This window comes from Micromonospora sp. NPDC007208 (assembly GCF_042869175.1).
Classification (GTDB): domain Bacteria; phylum Actinomycetota; class Actinomycetes; order Mycobacteriales; family Micromonosporaceae; genus Micromonospora; species Micromonospora foliorum.
On sequence record NZ_JBIAFG010000004.1, the window covers coordinates 191,326 to 206,077 of the forward strand.

16 protein-coding genes are annotated in these 14,752 nt (G+C 71.3%); 11 read left to right on the forward strand and 5 right to left on the reverse strand.

Going from position 1 to position 14,752, the window contains the following annotated elements:
- Nucleotides 1–1,056 (forward strand): hypothetical protein, encoded by a 1,056-nt coding sequence (locus tag ACFYL6_RS10055; protein ID WP_387169817.1) that lies wholly within the window; start codon nt 1–3, stop codon nt 1,054–1,056.
- Here the strand turns inward: ACFYL6_RS10055 and ACFYL6_RS10060 are convergent.
- On the reverse strand, nt 1,034–1,732 hold the full coding sequence (locus tag ACFYL6_RS10060; protein WP_387169819.1) for an HAD family hydrolase: 699 nt from the start codon (nt 1,730–1,732) through the stop codon (nt 1,034–1,036). The two genes, ACFYL6_RS10055 and ACFYL6_RS10060, sit on opposite strands and share 23 nt — an antisense overlap.
- A gap of 218 nt (nt 1,733–1,950) precedes the next feature.
- Between ACFYL6_RS10060 and ACFYL6_RS10065 the strand changes: the two genes are divergently transcribed.
- From ACFYL6_RS10065 to ACFYL6_RS10080, 4 genes are all read left to right on the forward strand, one after another.
- Nucleotides 1,951–2,637 carry a response regulator transcription factor gene (locus tag ACFYL6_RS10065; RefSeq protein WP_112673568.1) on the forward strand — a complete coding sequence of 229 codons (687 nt, stop codon included), beginning with the start codon at nt 1,951–1,953 and terminating at the stop codon, nt 2,635–2,637.
- A 353-nt stretch (nt 2,638–2,990) separates the two neighbouring features.
- Nucleotides 2,991–3,758 carry an ABC transporter ATP-binding protein gene (locus ACFYL6_RS10070; RefSeq protein WP_124816963.1) on the forward strand — a complete coding sequence of 256 codons (768 nt, stop codon included), beginning with the start codon at nt 2,991–2,993 and terminating at the stop codon, nt 3,756–3,758.
- Nucleotides 3,758–6,313, forward strand: coding sequence for an ABC transporter permease (locus ACFYL6_RS10075; RefSeq protein ID WP_387169822.1), 2,556 nt, complete (start codon nt 3,758–3,760; stop codon nt 6,311–6,313). The genes ACFYL6_RS10070 and ACFYL6_RS10075 overlap by 1 nt, the downstream gene beginning before the upstream one ends.
- 158 nt (nt 6,314–6,471) lie before the next feature.
- Nucleotides 6,472–6,849, forward strand: coding sequence for a carboxymuconolactone decarboxylase family protein (locus ACFYL6_RS10080; RefSeq protein WP_387169824.1), 378 nt, complete (start codon nt 6,472–6,474; stop codon nt 6,847–6,849).
- 34 nt (nt 6,850–6,883) lie between these two features.
- On the opposite strand, the gene ACFYL6_RS10085 is transcribed toward ACFYL6_RS10080, so the two are convergent.
- Both ACFYL6_RS10085 and ACFYL6_RS10090 read right to left on the reverse strand, forming a co-directional pair.
- On the reverse strand, nt 6,884–7,540 hold the full coding sequence (locus tag ACFYL6_RS10085) for an HAD family hydrolase (RefSeq protein ID WP_387170393.1): 657 nt from the start codon (nt 7,538–7,540) through the stop codon (nt 6,884–6,886).
- A 120-nt stretch (nt 7,541–7,660) separates the two neighbouring features.
- The gene (locus tag ACFYL6_RS10090) at nt 7,661–8,404 is read right to left on the reverse strand and encodes a neutral zinc metallopeptidase (protein WP_387169825.1); all 744 of its coding nucleotides are present in this window, start codon (nt 8,402–8,404) and stop codon (nt 7,661–7,663) included.
- Nucleotides 8,405–8,717: 313 nt separating this feature from the next.
- Here ACFYL6_RS10090 and ACFYL6_RS10095 point away from each other — a divergent pair, with 313 nt between their 5' ends.
- Nucleotides 8,718–9,110 (forward strand): YciI family protein, encoded by a 393-nt coding sequence (locus ACFYL6_RS10095; protein ID WP_387170395.1) that lies wholly within the window; start codon nt 8,718–8,720, stop codon nt 9,108–9,110.
- 4 nt (nt 9,111–9,114) lie between these two features.
- On the forward strand, nt 9,115–10,371 hold the full coding sequence (locus ACFYL6_RS10100) for an RNA polymerase sigma factor (protein ID WP_387169827.1): 1,257 nt from the start codon (nt 9,115–9,117) through the stop codon (nt 10,369–10,371).
- 73 nt (nt 10,372–10,444) lie between these two features.
- Here ACFYL6_RS10100 and ACFYL6_RS10105 read toward each other — a convergent pair whose 3' ends face one another.
- Nucleotides 10,445–11,545 carry a calcium:proton antiporter gene (locus ACFYL6_RS10105; protein WP_387169829.1) on the reverse strand — a complete coding sequence of 367 codons (1,101 nt, stop codon included), beginning with the start codon at nt 11,543–11,545 and terminating at the stop codon, nt 10,445–10,447.
- Between the two features lie 111 nt (nt 11,546–11,656).
- Between ACFYL6_RS10105 and ACFYL6_RS10110 the strand changes: the two genes are divergently transcribed.
- Complete coding sequence (locus ACFYL6_RS10110; protein WP_387169830.1) at nt 11,657–12,019, forward strand: metalloregulator ArsR/SmtB family transcription factor; 363 nt, start codon at nt 11,657–11,659, stop codon at nt 12,017–12,019.
- Nucleotides 12,016–12,519, forward strand: coding sequence for an SRPBCC family protein (locus ACFYL6_RS10115; RefSeq protein ID WP_387169832.1), 504 nt, complete (start codon nt 12,016–12,018; stop codon nt 12,517–12,519). The genes ACFYL6_RS10110 and ACFYL6_RS10115 overlap by 4 nt, the downstream gene beginning before the upstream one ends.
- Here ACFYL6_RS10115 and mug read toward each other — a convergent pair.
- On the reverse strand, nt 12,516–13,085 hold the full coding sequence (gene mug, locus ACFYL6_RS10120) for a G/U mismatch-specific DNA glycosylase (RefSeq protein WP_387169834.1): 570 nt from the start codon (nt 13,083–13,085) through the stop codon (nt 12,516–12,518). The two genes, ACFYL6_RS10115 and mug, sit on opposite strands and share 4 nt — an antisense overlap.
- A 62-nt stretch (nt 13,086–13,147) precedes the next feature.
- On the opposite strand from mug, the gene ACFYL6_RS10125 reads away from it, so the two are divergent.
- A complete protein-coding gene (locus ACFYL6_RS10125; RefSeq protein WP_387169836.1) occupies nt 13,148–13,891 on the forward strand; it encodes an SAM-dependent methyltransferase in 744 nt (247 codons plus the stop codon).
- A gap of 37 nt (nt 13,892–13,928) precedes the next feature.
- Nucleotides 13,929–14,738 (forward strand): CPBP family intramembrane glutamic endopeptidase, encoded by an 810-nt coding sequence (locus tag ACFYL6_RS10130; RefSeq protein WP_387169838.1) that lies wholly within the window; start codon nt 13,929–13,931, stop codon nt 14,736–14,738.
- The last annotated feature ends 14 nt before the right edge of the window (nt 14,739–14,752 follow it).

Consider the following 14,752-nt stretch of genomic DNA (forward strand, 5'->3'; position numbering starts at 1 on the left):
ATGTTCGAGGAAGACCTGCGCCTGATCGATCAACGCGCCGCCGACTGCCTCGCCGAGATGGGCTTCAACGCTCCTCGAACGACGGACTTTACGTACCGCCACTCGCTGCCCTATCTGGGCTGCTCGAGAGCACTGAATCATCCTCCACAGCGACTTGACGCGGTCGTCGGATGCCTCCTGGCCTACAGCTACCCCTTGATGGGCATCGACATCGTGCTGGACGGCGGCGCTCCCATTCACCGGCGCGGTGAGGAGCTCTGGCGCGGAGATCTCGGTTCCGCGACCGCGACGGCGATGCTGACGAACGCGGGCTATGCGCTGGTGTCGGACTGTGCTGCTGGCCTTCCCGCGCTCATTGCAGGGCTGGCAATACGCACTCTCACCGCGATGACGCGTGACCTGAAAAACAGCTACGACGTCACCCAGTACGAGGTGTTGGCCGACGTGTACTGGAACTCTTCCGACTCACGGCTGTTCGGTTCCGCGGTCAACGAGTTGATGTTCGGTGCTGCCTGTCTCGAGACAGGGCAAGAGTTCTCGCCGCATCGGCGGTTCGTGGCGTCGGGCATCGGGCGGTTACGCCAGGCCGCAGACGAATTGATGGACGTGCGGGAGGACGCTCGACGTGGCCTCGTCACACTGCCCGTGGTGTGTGCCCTGTCGGCAGAGTCGTCCGAGCACAGGCAGAGAGTGGCCTCGGCGTTGACGGCGGTATGGGGCCAGCAGGGCGCGGAGGACAGCGAGCGGGAGGGCGTTCTCGCCGGCCTGGTTATGGACAGCGGAGCGCCCCTGGAGGTGCTGCGTCGGATGCGCGGACTTCGCGAGGACTGTCTGCGACTGGCCACGTCCGAGTTCAGCAACCCGGAACCCATCGAAATGTTGGTCGAGCAGCGATGGTTGCAGGCCAAGCGGGCGGTCGACCACGGGCTGTGCGATCCGCCTCCCCACCTCACGTCCTATGCCGTCGCGGCCGATCCCGCCTACGGCCTGCCGAAGCCGACAACGGCGGTCGACCCACCGAGGGCCGCTGACATCACCGGAGTGGCGGGAGCTTGACCAACACCTGGCCCAGGCTCTCCAGGCGGTGTTCTTCCGGAATGGTGAACCGGCGCCCTGGGTCGATCAGGAACACCTTGATTCCCGCCGCCACCGATCCGAGGTAGTCGGCCGTGTAATCGTCGCCGACGAACAGGACGTCGGCCCCGTCGGTCCGCATCTGGCGCAGCGCCTCGGCGAAGATCGCGGGGTGGGGCTTCCGCCAGCCCACCTCCAGCGACGTCACAACTGTCTCGAACAGACCGGAGATTCCCATGGCGGCCAGATGACGGGGCACCAGGTCAGCCTTGTGAGTGTTGGTGACGACGGCAAGCCGAAAGCGTTCAGCAAGCGTCTCGATGATCCCCGGCACATCGGGACGATATGTGACTCCGCGATTCCACTCGACAAGGTACACGTCAACGAAGCGTGCCACCGTATCGCTGCCGGGGTCGCCCTTGAGCAGCCGCCCCAAGAACGCCGCGGTGACGTCCTCCATCGAGAATTCGCGATTGTTTACGCGAGTCATCTCGTCGAACCGCGTCGACTCGATGGACCATTCGTTGAGAAATTCCGCGTACCCTATTTCCACCCCCAGCTTCCGGAGCAGAGCATGGGATTCGTGGAAGCCCTGCTCCGTGCGGCTCGGCGAATAGTTCACGAGCGTTCCGAAGAAATCAAAGAATATGCACGACATGACTGGAACGTCCCTCGTCCAAAGCATGACTGTTCCTCTCCGGATGCCTTCGGCACGCCGACCTTATCCACCATCGATCGGAATGGCCAGGTGCCTGCATACTCACCCGGTTCAACGAGGTTGGCGGCGCACCGGCGGGCTGATCGCCCCTCGGACGGCCCGGGTGCGCGAGGATGACGCGTGCGCAACACGGCGTCGGGGCGGGGACGGGAGACGGAATGAGCGATCAGGCGCCCTCGGCGCGGCCGGTGCGGATCCTGCTCGCCGACGACCAGCCGCTGCTGCGGACCGGGTTCCGGATGGTGCTGGGCGCCGAGAGCGACCTGGACGTGGTGGCGGAGGCCGGTGACGGCGTGGAGGCGGTGGAGCTGTCCCGCCGGTTGCTGCCCGACGTCGTGCTGATGGACATCCGGATGCCAAGGATGGACGGGGTGGCGGCGACCCGGGCGATCGTCGACGCCCGACTGCCGGTGCGGGTGCTGGTGCTCACCACCTTCGACCTGGACGAGTACGTGGTGGGCGCGTTGCGGGCCGGCGCCAGCGGGTTCCTGGCCAAGGACGTGCCGGCCGAGGATCTGATCGCGGCGATCCGCACGGTCGCCGGCGGGGACGCGGTGGTGACACCTCGGATCCTGCGGCGACTGCTGGACCGCTTCGCCGAGCTGCTGCCCGACCCGGCGGCGACACCGTCGGCGGCGCTGAACGCGCTCACCGACCGCGAGCGCGAGGTGCTCGTGCAGGTCGCCCGGGGGCTGTCCAACGCCGAGATCGCGACCGTCCTGTCGGTGAGCGAGACCACCATCAAGACGCACGTCGGGCACGTGCTGACCAAGCTGCGGCTGCGCGACCGGGTGCAGGCGGTGGTGCTGGCGTACGAGTCGGGGCTGGTCCGCCCTCGGGCGTAGCCGCACCGGCCCGGGTACCTCACTCGGCGTACTCGAAGATCCCTCCGTGGGGGGACGGCCACCGTTGCCGTCGTCACCTACCGTGACCGGAGATGGCCTGGTTCGGTTGACCCTCCTGTGGCGTCAGGTGCAAGTGTCGGTGCTGCCGCCCGACGCCGGGGAAAAAGGGTCGACCGGCCGTCGACTCAGGGGCAACCCTGATCAGACATGGGGGTGCACCCGCAGCGGGAAATCCGCCCCGGGTCCCCCCAGGGTTGGACGGAACGGGCGTACGCAGCACCGATGATTGAACAGTCGCGCCGGACCATCGGGGGGCGGCGTGCATTTTCGGACAGACGGAAGAGGTAGATGACGTGACCGCGACGGTAGGCCAGCAGGCGCAGGCCGCGGCCCGGGCGAACGACGTGTGGAAGGTGTACGGCAGCGGCGAGGCTCAGGTCATCGCGCTGCGGGGGGTCAGCGCGGAGTTCGAACGTGGCCGCTTCACCGCGATCATGGGCCCCTCGGGTTCCGGTAAGTCGACGCTGATGCACTGCCTGGCCGGTCTGGACTCGGTGACCCGGGGGACGGTGGCGATCGGTGAGACGACCGTCACGGGGCTGGGCGACGCGGGGCTGACGAAGCTGCGACGCGACAAGGTGGGCTTCATCTTCCAGCAGTTCAACCTGCTGCCGACGCTGACCGCCAAGGAGAACATCCTGCTGCCGCTGTCGATCGCCGGGCGCAAGCCGGACCCGGCCTGGTACGACACGGTGATCGAGACGGTGGGTCTGAAGGACCGGTTGGACCACCGGCCGGCGCAGCTCTCCGGTGGGCAGCAGCAGCGGGTGGCGTGCGCCCGGGCGCTGGTCTCCCGCCCCGAGGTGATCTTCGCGGACGAGCCGACCGGCAACCTGGACTCGCGCTCCGGTGCGGAGGTGCTCAACTTCCTGCGTAACTCGGTGCGCGAGCACGGCCAGACCATCGTGATGGTCACCCACGACCCGACGGCCGCCGCGTACGCCGACCGGGTGGTCTTCCTCGCCGACGGCGAGATCGTCTCGGAGCTGATCGAGCCGACCGCCGAGACGGTGCTGGACACCATGAAGAAGCTGGACACTGCGGCCGAGGTGGGCAACTGATGTTCCGCGCGACGCTGAAGAGTCTGCTGGCCCGTAAGGTCCGGCTGATCCTGTCCGGCCTGGCGGTGGTGCTCGGGGTGATGTTCGTCTCCGGCGCGTTCGTGCTCACCGACACGCTGGGTCGCTCCTTCGACTCGGTCTTCGCCGACGGTTTCTCCGAGATCGACGTGAACGTCGCGGCGAAGCCGAAGGTGCAGGTCAACGAGATGGAGGGCGAGCAGACCGTCGCCCCGCTGCCGGCCACCCTGGTGGACCGGGTGAAGCAGGTGCCGGGGGCGGCCTCGGCGACGGGTGTGGTCAACGCCGACGGCGCCCGGGTGATCGGCAGCAACGGCAAGGTGGTCACCTCGTTCGGCCCGCCGCAGTTGGGCGAGAACTGGACTGGCGAGAGTGAGCTGCTGCAGCTGCGGGAGGGGCGCGCGCCGCAGGCCGAGGACGAGATCGTCATCAACAAGGCGTTGGCCACGGCCGCGAAGGTGCAGGTCGGCCAGAAGGTCGGCGTGCTCACCGCGTTCGAGTCGAAGAAGCGGGACTTCACTCTGGTCGGCGTGTTCGGTTACAGCGGTGACCGGGACTCGATCGGCGGGGTCAACGAGGTCTTCTTCACCACGCCGGTGGCGCAGCGGCTGATGCTGGGCGAGCCGGACGTGTTCAGCAGCATCACCGTGCAGGCCGCCGACGGGGTCTCCGACGAGAAGCTGCGCGACGACGTGGCCCGCACCCTGGGCGCGGACTTCGAGGTGAAGACCGGCGAGCAGGTGGCCGCGGACGCCTCGGCCAGCCTGAAGGAGGGCCTGTCCTTCTTCAACAAGATCCTGCTCGGCTTCGCCGCGGTGGCGCTGCTGGTGGGTACCTTCCTGATCCTCAACACCTTCTCGATCATCGTGGCGCAGCGGACCCGGGAGTTGGCGCTGATGCGCGCCATCGGGGCCAGCGGCCGGCAGATCATCGGTTCGGTGGTGCTGGAGGCCATCGCGGTGGGTCTGATCGCGTCGGTGCTCGGCCTCGCGGCCGGCATCGGGGTGGGTGCGCTGCTGGCGTTCCTGTTCGGCAAGCTCGCCGGCGGGCTCACCCTGGCCGGGATCGGTGTGCCGGCAGCTGCGGTGATCGGTTCGTTCGGCGTCGGTCTGGTGATCACCGTGGTGGCGGCGCTGCTGCCGGCGCTGCGGGCGTCCCGGATCCCGCCGATCGCGGCCATGCAGGACGTGGCCACCCCGGACCGGCCGTTGACCAAGGTCACCGTGGCCGGGTCGCTGGTCACCGGCGTCGGCGCGGTGCTGCTGTTCCTCGGGCTCAGCGGCAACGCCGGCGGTCAGACGCTGGCCACCATCCTCGGTGGGGTGCTGTTCGCCTTCATCGGGGTGGCGTTGCTGACCCCGCTGATCAGCCGGCCGGTGGTGAGCCTGCTCGGCGCGATCTTCTCCTGGTCGGTGCCGGGCAAGCTGGGCCGGCTCAACTCCGGGCGCAACCCGCGCCGTACGGCGATCACGGCCGCCGCGCTGATGGTCGGCATCGCGCTGGTCACCGGCGTCACGGTCATCCTCGACTCGGCCAAGGGCAGCATCAGCGCGCTCGCCAAGGACACCATCAAGGCGGAGCTGGTGATCGCCGGCCAGCAGGGCGGCCCGCGTCCGCCGACCTTCGACCCGGGGGTACTGGACCGGGCCAAGGCCCTGCCCGGTGTGCGGATGGTCGACGGCGAGTACGGCGACATGGGGCGGATCGACGGCGAGAGCACCTGGGTCGCGGCGAGCAGCGACATCGCGTCGCTGCGGCAGATCTTCGGCGCGAAACCCACCGCCGGTGACATCGACCGGCTCGGGCCGACCCAGATGCTCGCCAGCTCCGACACGGCCACCTCCCGTGGCTGGTCGGTGGGCTCCACGGTCAACGTGCAACTGACCCGGGGCGAGGCACGCACCTACACGATCAGCGGCATCTACGAGTCGTCGCAGCTGACCAACCCGGTGACCCTGCCGGCGACCGCGGCGAAGGACTTCGCCATCCCGCAGCCCATCCAGGGCTTCATCCAGTTGGCCCCGGGCACCCGGGTGTCCGACGTTCAGCCGCAGGTGGAAGCGTTGCTCGCGGACAGCCCCGAGGTGTCGGTGGCCGACCGGGACGCGTTCATCAAGCAGCAGACCAGTTCGCTCGACGGGCTGCTCACGATGATCCAGATCCTGCTCGCGCTGGCCATCGTGATCGCCGTTCTGGGCATCATCAACACCCTGGCCCTGTCGGTGCTGGAGCGGACCCGCGAGTTGGGTCTGCTGCGGGCGATCGGCCTACGCCGCTCGCAGACCATGGGCATGATCACCGTTGAGGCGGTGGTGATCTCGGTGTTCGGCGCGCTGCTCGGCGTGGCGGTCGGCACCGGCCTCGGCGCCGCGGTGGTCGAGGCCCTCAAGGACGAGGGCATCACCGACCTGATCCTGCCCTGGGGGCAGATGGGTGTCTTCCTCGGTCTCGCCGCCATCATCGGCGTCGTGGCCGCGGTGCTCCCGGCCGTCCGGGCGGCCCGGATCAACGTCCTGGGCGCCATCGCCCACGACTGATCGGCACTACCGAGGCCCCCGGTCGCCATCCGCGCGACCGGGGGCCTCGGCCTGTCCCATTCGCCCTCGACCACCCGTTCGCGACTGCCAGGCTGGTGCTGCCGGCAGGGCGCCGGCCCGCCCCGCGAGCGGGCGGCCGGAGAACCGGGGCCGGTGACATGACCGATCAGGACGCCTACCAGCGGGCACTCGACAACGCCGAGCGGCTGCTCGGGCAGCCGCTGGTCCTACCGCTCGGCGAGGGCGAGCCGCCGGTGGGGCACGACTTTCGTCGTCTCGCCACCGTGCAGACCTTCGGCGCGGCCTGGCCCCGGGAGGGCCTGGACCTGCGCAGCCGGTGCCTGGTCTCGGTGGCGATCGCCGCCGCCCTCGGCACCCACGAGCCGCTGCGCGGGCAGCTGCGCATCGCGCTGACCTCGGGCGTGACCAGGGAGGAGATCGTCGAGCTGTTCATCCACCTGGCCGCGTACGCGGGGGCCGCGCGGGCATTCGACAGCTACCAGGTGGTCGCCGCGGTCTTCGCCGAGCGCCAGTGACCGCGGCGGGCGCCCCCGACCCGTGCCGGGCTCGTCAGCCGGTCGCCGCGGCCCGATCGGTCAGCAGGGCCGCGAGCAGCTCCAGGTCCGCGCCGGTCAGGCTCTCCACCTGGTGTACGCCGACAGTGCTCGGCAACGCCACCTCCGCCGGAACGGCCAGGACCGCCGCGCCGGAGGCGAGCGCGCTGGCCACCCCGGTCGGTGAGTCCTCGATCGCCACGCAGCGCTCGATCGGCACACCCAGCAGCCGGGCCGCGGTCAGGTAGGGCTCGGGGTGCGGCTTGGCCGCCACCACCTCGTCGCCGGCGACCACCGTGTCGAAGTTGTCCCGACCGAGGGTGTCCAGGGCGATCTCGACCAGCGCCCGAGGGCTGGAGGTGACCAGCGCCGTGGGGATTCCCGCCGTGCGGACCGCGCGCAACAGGTCGAACGCCCCCGGCCGCCAGCGCAGACCGGTCCGGAACAGTTCCAGGATCCGGGCGTTGATCCACGCCGCGCTGATCTCCGGATCCCGTTCGGGCTGCCCCAGGTCGTCGTGCAGGATGCGCATCGACTCGGCCATGGCGGTGCCGATGATCGACTGGCGGGCGTCGTCGGAGAGCTTCCCGCCGTACTCCTTCGCGAGTTCCTGCAACGCGACGTCCCACAGCTTCTCGCTGTCGACCAGCGTGCCGTCCATGTCGAAGAGCACAGCGGCGGGGTGATGGCTGCTCAGCGGAACCTCCAGGGTCGTGACCGACACCGCGATCCTGCCAGCAGCGCCGCTGGCCGGCGGCGGCAACGGGCGCCAGGGTGATCCGGGCAACCCCGCTCAGCCCAGGTCGCACTCCTTCAGGGAGCCCTCGTAACCCCGGAAGAACATGTCGGTGCGCTGCTCGGCGGTGCCGTGCGCCCCTTCCGCGAACCACGGCTGGTCCGGGTCGTCGCCGACCGCCGCCACCCCCTCCCGGAACTCCTCCAGGTCACCTTCGGCGAGGGTCAGGGCACGCGAGCGCACCGAGTCGCCGAGGTACGCCCCGGCCATGCAGTCGGCCTGCAACTCCTGCTGGATGGTGAAGCTGTAGTTGATGCCGAGGCGCACCTGGATGCCGTGCGCGTACTCGTGCCCGAGCAGGTAGAACACGAACGCGTCGCCGACCTGGCGGAACGCCGCCACCGACCAGGCGATGTCGTACGCGATGAAGTCGCCCTGCGAGCAGTAGACGGCGTTGTTGCGGGGCAACGGCTGGCCGCCGCAGGACACCTCGCCGTCGCGCTGGTACGGGGTGATCCGCCGGATCGGTCGGAACCGCTGCCCGGACTCCTTGAACTGGGCCGCCCAGTACCGTTCGGCGACCGCCTGCGCGTCGGCAACGTCCTGCTTGAACTCGGCGACGCTTGTGGTGCTGTCGGCCCGGGTGGTGCTCGGCCCCGGCGAGGCGGCCGAGGGGTTCGCCCCGGGGCGTTCGGCCTCCGGCTCGGCCAGCCCACCGCCGGCGCAGGCGAGGGAGACCAGCGCGGCGATCAGCAGTCCCGCCAACGGGCCCCGCGCGTCGCGTCCGAACCGTGCCGCCACTGTGCCTCCCCAGACCTCGGTGCTCGTGCTGGTAGTACCCCGACGACACGACCGAAACGCCCGTCACCGGTTCCACGCACCGCGCTGCCGCACGGTTCACGCGCCCCGGCCCCCGGCTGGGCCGCCTCCCGGTGATCATGAAGTTAGCGTCATCCCACTCGGCGTGTCGTGACGCTAACTTCATGATCACCGGTTCGGGTGGGGGAGGTAGGCCCGGGGGGGTGTGTCCGGGTGGGGGGTTGGGGTTCGACGTTTCCTGTGGGGGCGTCGGGGTGGCGCTCCTGGCAGGAGGAGGAGGTGGGCTGTGAAGTACATGATTTTGCTCTACGGGTCGCAGCAGGACTATGACGTGCTGTCGGGGCGGGCTTCCGACCGGCCGGCGATGTCGGCCGAGCAGATCGCGGCGATGCACCAGCACATGGAGACCTTCCACCAGGCGCTGGCCCAGTCCGGGGAGTTGGTCGACGCCCGGGGCCTGAGCGAGCCGGTGCACGCCCGCCGGGTGCAGGTACGCGAGGGGGCACCCGTGGTCACCGACGGCCCGTACCCGGAGACGCAGGAGGTCCTCGCCGGTTACACCATCGTGGAGTGCGCCAGCTTCGACCGGGCCACCGAGATCGCCGCCGGCCTGGTCGACCCGGACGCCCCCGGTGGGTACGTGGACGTGCGGCCGGTGCTCGACGGTGTCGAGGACCTGGCCGGCTGACCCGGTGCCGGAGACTCCCGCCGAGGACCTGCTGCGCGAGCTGGCGCCGCAGGTCCTCGGCGCGCTGGTCCGCCGCTACGGGCACTTCGACACGGCCGAGGACGCGGTGCAGGAAGCGCTGATCGCCGCGGTGGACGCTTGGCCGCGCGACGGCGTACCGGACAATCCTCGTGGCTGGCTGATCACCGTGGCGTCGCGTCGGCTGACCGACCTGCTGCGTCGCGAGCAGGCCCGGATGCGGCGGGAGGACACGGTGGCGCGGTGGGTGCTGCCGGAGCAGTGGCGTGCCCCCGCCGCCGACCGCCCACCGGCGGACGCCGACGACACGCTCATCCTGCTGTTCCTGTGCTGCCACCCGGCTCTGTCGGCGGCGTCGCAGATCGCGCTCACCCTGCGGGCGGTGGGCGGGTTGGGCACCGCCGAGGTGGCGCGCGCCTTCCTGGTGCCGGAGGCGACGATGACCCGACGGATCAGTCGGGGCAAGCAGCGGATCCGCGACAGTGGGCTGCGGTTCGCGCCGCCCACCGGCGCGGAGCGCGCCGACCGGCTCGCCGCCGTGCTGCACGTGCTCTACCTGATCTTCACGGAGGGGTACGCCCGCACGGCCGGGCCCGGGCTGCTGCGCGCCGACCTGACCGCCGAGGCGATCCGGCTGACCCGCCTGGTGCGCCGGCTGGTCCCGGATGACCCGGAGGTCACCGGGCTGCTCGCGTTGATGCTGCTCACCGACGCCCGGGCGCCGGCACGAATCGGCCCGCACGGCGAGCTGGTGCCGATGGCCGAGCAGGACCGCGCCCGGTGGCGGGCCGACCAGATCGCCGAGGGGGTTGAGCTGATCAGCGGGGCGCTGCCGCGCGGGGTGGTCGGGGCGTACCAGCTCCAGGCGGCCATCGCGGCCGTGCACGACGAGGCACCCAGCGCGACGGCCACCGACTGGGCGCAGATCACCGCGCTGTACGAGGTGCTCCTCGGCATGTCCGACAACCCGGTGGTGGCGCTCAACCACGCGGTGGCGGTGGCCATGAGCCGGGGCGCGCCGGCCGGGTTGGCGCTGCTCGCCGATTTGGCCGACGATCCCCGTCTCGCCGACGACCCGCGACTACCGGCCGCCCGCGCTCACCTGTGGGAGCTGGAGGGTGATCGGGTCGCGGCGCGGGAGGCGTACCGGATGGCGGCGGCGCGCTCGACGAACCTGGCGCAGCAGCGCTACCTGAACGCCCGCGCGGAGCGCCTCGCGGGCGACCCGCCACCCGCCGGCTGACCGGCGCGCCATGCGGGCCACGCGGGCCGGGCGGGCCGGCGGGCCGGCGGGCTGACCCGACGGGCCGTGCGGGTCAGGGGCTGGCGGCCAGGAAGACGAAGGCGGCCAGCAACACCAGGTGTACGCCGCCCTGCAACACGTTGGCCCGGCCGGGCACCACGGTGAGGACGGCGGTCACGGCGGTGAGCGCGAGCAGGGCGAGCTGGGTGCCGCCGAGGCCGAGCAGCAGCGGGCCGTCCAGCCAGATCGAGGCGATCGCGATGGCCGGGATGGTCAGACCGATGCTGGCCATCGCCGAGCCGAGCGCGAGGTTCAGGCTGATCTGCACGCGGTCGCGACGGGCGGCGCGGGCGGCGGCCAGGGTCTCCGGCAGCAGCACCAGCAGGGCGATGATCACGCCGACGAACGCGTGCGGCAGGTTCGCCGCGGCGACGCCGGCCTCGATGGTCGGGGAGACGGTCTTGGCGTCGCCGACCACCGCGACCAGCGCCACCAGCAGCAGCCCCAGGCTGACCAGCGCGGCGCGGGTGGTCGGCGGCTTGGCGTGCTCCTCCGCGTCGATCACCTGACCCCGGCTGTCGACGGGCAGGAAGTAGTCGCGGTGCCGTCCGGTCTGCACGAGCACGAACAGCCCGTAGAGGGCCAGCGACGCGACGGCGGCGAAGGCGAGCTGGGCCGGGCTGAACTCCGGGCCGGGCCGGGCCGTGGTGAAGGTCGGGATGACCAGACTCAGGGTGGCCAGGGTGATCACGGTGGCCAGGGCCCCGCCGGTGCCCTCCGGGTTGAACACCGCGACGCGACGGCGCAACGCCCCGAGCAGCAGGGACAGGCCGAGTATCCCGTTGCAGGTGATCATGACGGCGGCGAAGACGGTGTCACGGGCGAGCGACTGGGTCTTCTCCGGTCCGCTGATCATCAGCGTGACGATGAGCGCGACCTCGATCACGGTGACCGCGACGGCGAGCACCAGCGACCCGTACGGCTCCCCCACCCGGTGGGCGACCACCTCCGCGTGGTGCACGGCCGCGAGCACGGCACCGCCCAGCAGCAGCGCGACCACCACGATGATCGGGCCGGGCAGGTTCCGCCCCCAGGTGAGGATCAGCACCAGCACAGCGAGCACGGGTACGGCGACGGTCCAGTCGGTCAGGCGGGAGCGGAGCAGGGCGGCCATGCCGTCCAGGGTGCCAGGTCAGGTGATCATGTGCCCACCATCGACGCAGCGTTCTGCGGTGTCGGAGGCCCACAACGGGCAGAAGCGTAACCTGTACGTTACGCTTGTCGGGTGGATGAGGTGGCCGTCGCGATCGCGGACCCGGTACGGCGGCACATCCTGACCATGTTGCGTGACGAGCCCCTCTCCGCCGGCGGCATCGCCCAGCGGTTCACGATCAGCCGGCCCGCCATCAGCCGCCACCTACGGGTGCTGCGCGAGAGCGGGCTGGTCCGTGACGAGCTGGTCGGACGGCAGCGGATCTACCGGCTCGACCCGGGCCCACTCGCCCCGCTGCTCGACTGGCTCACCGCGCTCACCACTGTCGACAGGTGGGAGCGGCACCTCGACGCGCTGGAGACCGAGGTCTATCGCACCCGCCGAGAGCGCCGCAGCCGCGGCCCGGCGGAACACCGAAGGGAGCACACGGCATGACCCGCACACCCGCCGGACGCCTGTTCCGCACCGCCACCGGGCACGATCTCGTCCTCACCCGGACCTTCCGCGCCCCGGTGGCGGACGTCTGGGCCAGCCTGACCGAGCCGGAGCGCACGGCCCGCTGGTTCGGCCCGTGGGAGGGCGAGGCCGGGCCCGGACGGACCATCCGGGTCCAGATGGCGTACGAGGAGGGGCAGCCCTGGTGTGAGGTGCACATCGACGCGTGCGAACCGCTCCAGCGCCTCGCCGTGTCGATGGTCGACAGCTACGGCAGCTGGCTGCTGGAGCTGTCGCTGACTGAGACCGGCGGCACCACCGAGCTGCGGTTCGTGCAGCACCTGAGCAGCGTGGAGGGCATCGCCGAGGTGGGCGCCGGTTGGGAGTACTACCTGGACCTGCTGGTCGCCTCCCGGGACGGCTCACCCCGCCCGGAGTTCGACGAGTACCACCCGGCGATGCAGCCGTACTACCAGGGGCTGGTCGCCGCGGCCGGCTAGGAGTCGAGCTCCCGCCGCAGCTTGGCGAACTCGGCGGTCAATGCCGGCAGGGGGAAGTGCGCGTTCAGGCCGCTGGGGTTCGGCAGCACCCAGACCCGGGCCGGGCCCAGCCGCTCCGGTCGCGGGCCCAGCGCGGCCTCCGGGCGGGCGAAGGCGATCCGGTACGCGGTCACCCCGAGGATCGCCACCCAGCGCGGCCGGTAGCGCTCGGCCTTCACCGCCAACCCGGTCACCCCGGCCACCAACTCCCCCGACGTCAGTTCGGCGGCGCGGGCGGTGGCCCGGTTGCTCAGGCTGGTGATGCCCAGGCCCTGCCGCAGCAGCTCGTCGCGTTCCCACGAGTGCAGCTGGCGGTCGGTGAAGCCGGCCCCGTGCAGGGCCGGCCAGAATCGGCTGCCCCGGCGGGCGAACGGCTCCCCCACCGCGGCCGAGTAGAGGCCCGGGTTGTAGCCGCAGAACAGCACGCGCAGCCCGGGGCCGATGATGTCCGGCAGACCTCGGCCGGCCGCCGCCGCCACCTCCTGCGGGGTCGGCCGCCGGGGCGGCCCCGCACGCTCAGCGTCCACCCCACCGATCCTGCCGTACGCCCCGGTGCCGGACCCGGCGCACGGCTTGACACCCTCAACGGATGCAGTCAACCGACCACCTCGCCGCCAGCCGTTACGCGCGGATGCGCTGGAACACGCCGCTCTCGCCGGAGCACGCCGCGTTGCTGCTGCAACGGCTCGACGTCCGCCCCGGCGCGCGTGTGCTCGACCTCGGCTGTGGCTGGGGTGAGCTGTTGCTGCGGGCGGTCGCCGCCGGCGGTGTGTCCGGCCCGGTCGCGACCAGGGGCGTCGGCGTCGACACCGACGAGGCCGCGCTCGCCCGGGGGCGGCGGCTGGCCGCGGGTCGGTCGCTGAACCGGCACGTCGCCTTCGTGATGGGGGAAGCGGCGGCCTGGCAGGAGCCGGCCGACCGGGTCCTCTGTATCGGCTCGGCCCACGCCTTCGGCGGCACCGAGGCCGCCCTCGACGCCCTCGCCGCCGTGGTCCGGCCCGGTGGGCGGCTGCTGTTCGGCGACGCGTACTGGGAACGGTCGCCCACGGCGGAGATCGCCGAGGTCTTCGGCCCGGACGTCCCGAGCCTCCCCGGGCTGGTCGAGGCCGCCCGCGAGCGGGGCTGGCGGCTGCTGCACCTGAGCACCGCCGACCAGCGGGAATGGGACGACTTCGAGTCCACCTGGCTCGCCGGTCGGCAGGAGTGGCTGCTGGCGTACCCGGAGGATCCCCGTGCGGCCGACGTCCGCGCGGAACTCGACGACCGTTTGCGCCAGTACGTCGGTGGTTACCGAGGTGTCCTGGGCCTCGCCTACCTCGTGCTGGGCCGCTGACGGTCCGTCGTTGACGCCGCTGGCTACGCTGCGCGTGGTGAGCGCCGGACCTCGTGCCGCCCTGTCCTGGCGGATCCTCGTCGTGGTCACCGGCGCCGTGCTGGTGTGGCTGTTCCTGGGCGCCCTGCTCGGCCGTGACTACGACCGGCCCACCCACGCGGTCGGGGCGGTCCTCACCACTGCTGTCGTCGTACCCCTGGTGGTTCTCGCCCGTCGCGTCCTGGACCGACGGCCCTGGGCCGGCCTCGGGTTGCCGTCGCTGCGCGCCGGCTGGCGGCGTCTGCTGTTCGGCATGGCCTGCTGGCTCGTCCCCGCGGCGGCGGGGTTCGCGCTCTGCCTCGGCCTCGGCTGGGTCGAGATCAGCGTCCGGACGTCCGTCGGTGACATGCTGCGGGTGGCGGTGCTGCTGGTCGTGCTCGTCTTCCTGAAGGAGGCGCTGCCGGAGGAGCTGATCTTCCGCGGGTACCTGCAACACAACCTCGCCACCCGGCTGCCCGCCGGGCAGGCGGTCATCGGGCAGGCCGTGCTGTTCACAGTGTTCGGGTTCCTCGTCGGGGCGGCCAGGTCCGTCGACCGACTGGCGCTCTTCTTCGTCTTCGCGCTGCTGCTGGGTGCCTTCCGCGCCGCCACCGGCGACATCTGGGCCGGCATCGGCCTGCACGTGGCCTTCCAGACGGTCGCTCAGCTGTTCGGCGACGTCGGGGCGGTCTTCGACGTGGTCGGCGCGGACGTCCTGGGCATGGTGGCCATGGGGGCCGTTCCGTTCTCGGTCAGCTGGCTGGTCCTGCGCCACCGCTACCGGGACCACCTGAACTGGCGCGCCCTCGCACCGGACCCGCCGCGCTGAGCGGCTGAAGCCTC

Coding starts and splice junctions, on each gene's coding strand:
- ACFYL6_RS10095 (WP_387170395.1), top strand. CDS start 8,718: ATGATTTTGCTCTACGGGTCGCAGCAGGACTATGACGTGCTGTCGGGG.
- ACFYL6_RS10105 (WP_387169829.1), bottom strand. CDS start 11,545: ATGGCCGCCCTGCTCCGCTCCCGCCTGACCGACTGGACCGTCGCCGTA.
- ACFYL6_RS10055 (WP_387169817.1), top strand. CDS start 1: ATGTTCGAGGAAGACCTGCGCCTGATCGATCAACGCGCCGCCGACTGC.
- ACFYL6_RS10080 (WP_387169824.1), top strand. CDS start 6,472: ATGACCGATCAGGACGCCTACCAGCGGGCACTCGACAACGCCGAGCGG.
- ACFYL6_RS10065 (WP_112673568.1), top strand. CDS start 1,951: ATGAGCGATCAGGCGCCCTCGGCGCGGCCGGTGCGGATCCTGCTCGCC.
- ACFYL6_RS10125 (WP_387169836.1), top strand. CDS start 13,148: ATGCAGTCAACCGACCACCTCGCCGCCAGCCGTTACGCGCGGATGCGC.
- ACFYL6_RS10115 (WP_387169832.1), top strand. CDS start 12,016: ATGACCCGCACACCCGCCGGACGCCTGTTCCGCACCGCCACCGGGCAC.
- ACFYL6_RS10075 (WP_387169822.1), top strand. CDS start 3,758: ATGTTCCGCGCGACGCTGAAGAGTCTGCTGGCCCGTAAGGTCCGGCTG.
- ACFYL6_RS10060 (WP_387169819.1), bottom strand. CDS start 1,732: ATGTCGTGCATATTCTTTGATTTCTTCGGAACGCTCGTGAACTATTCG.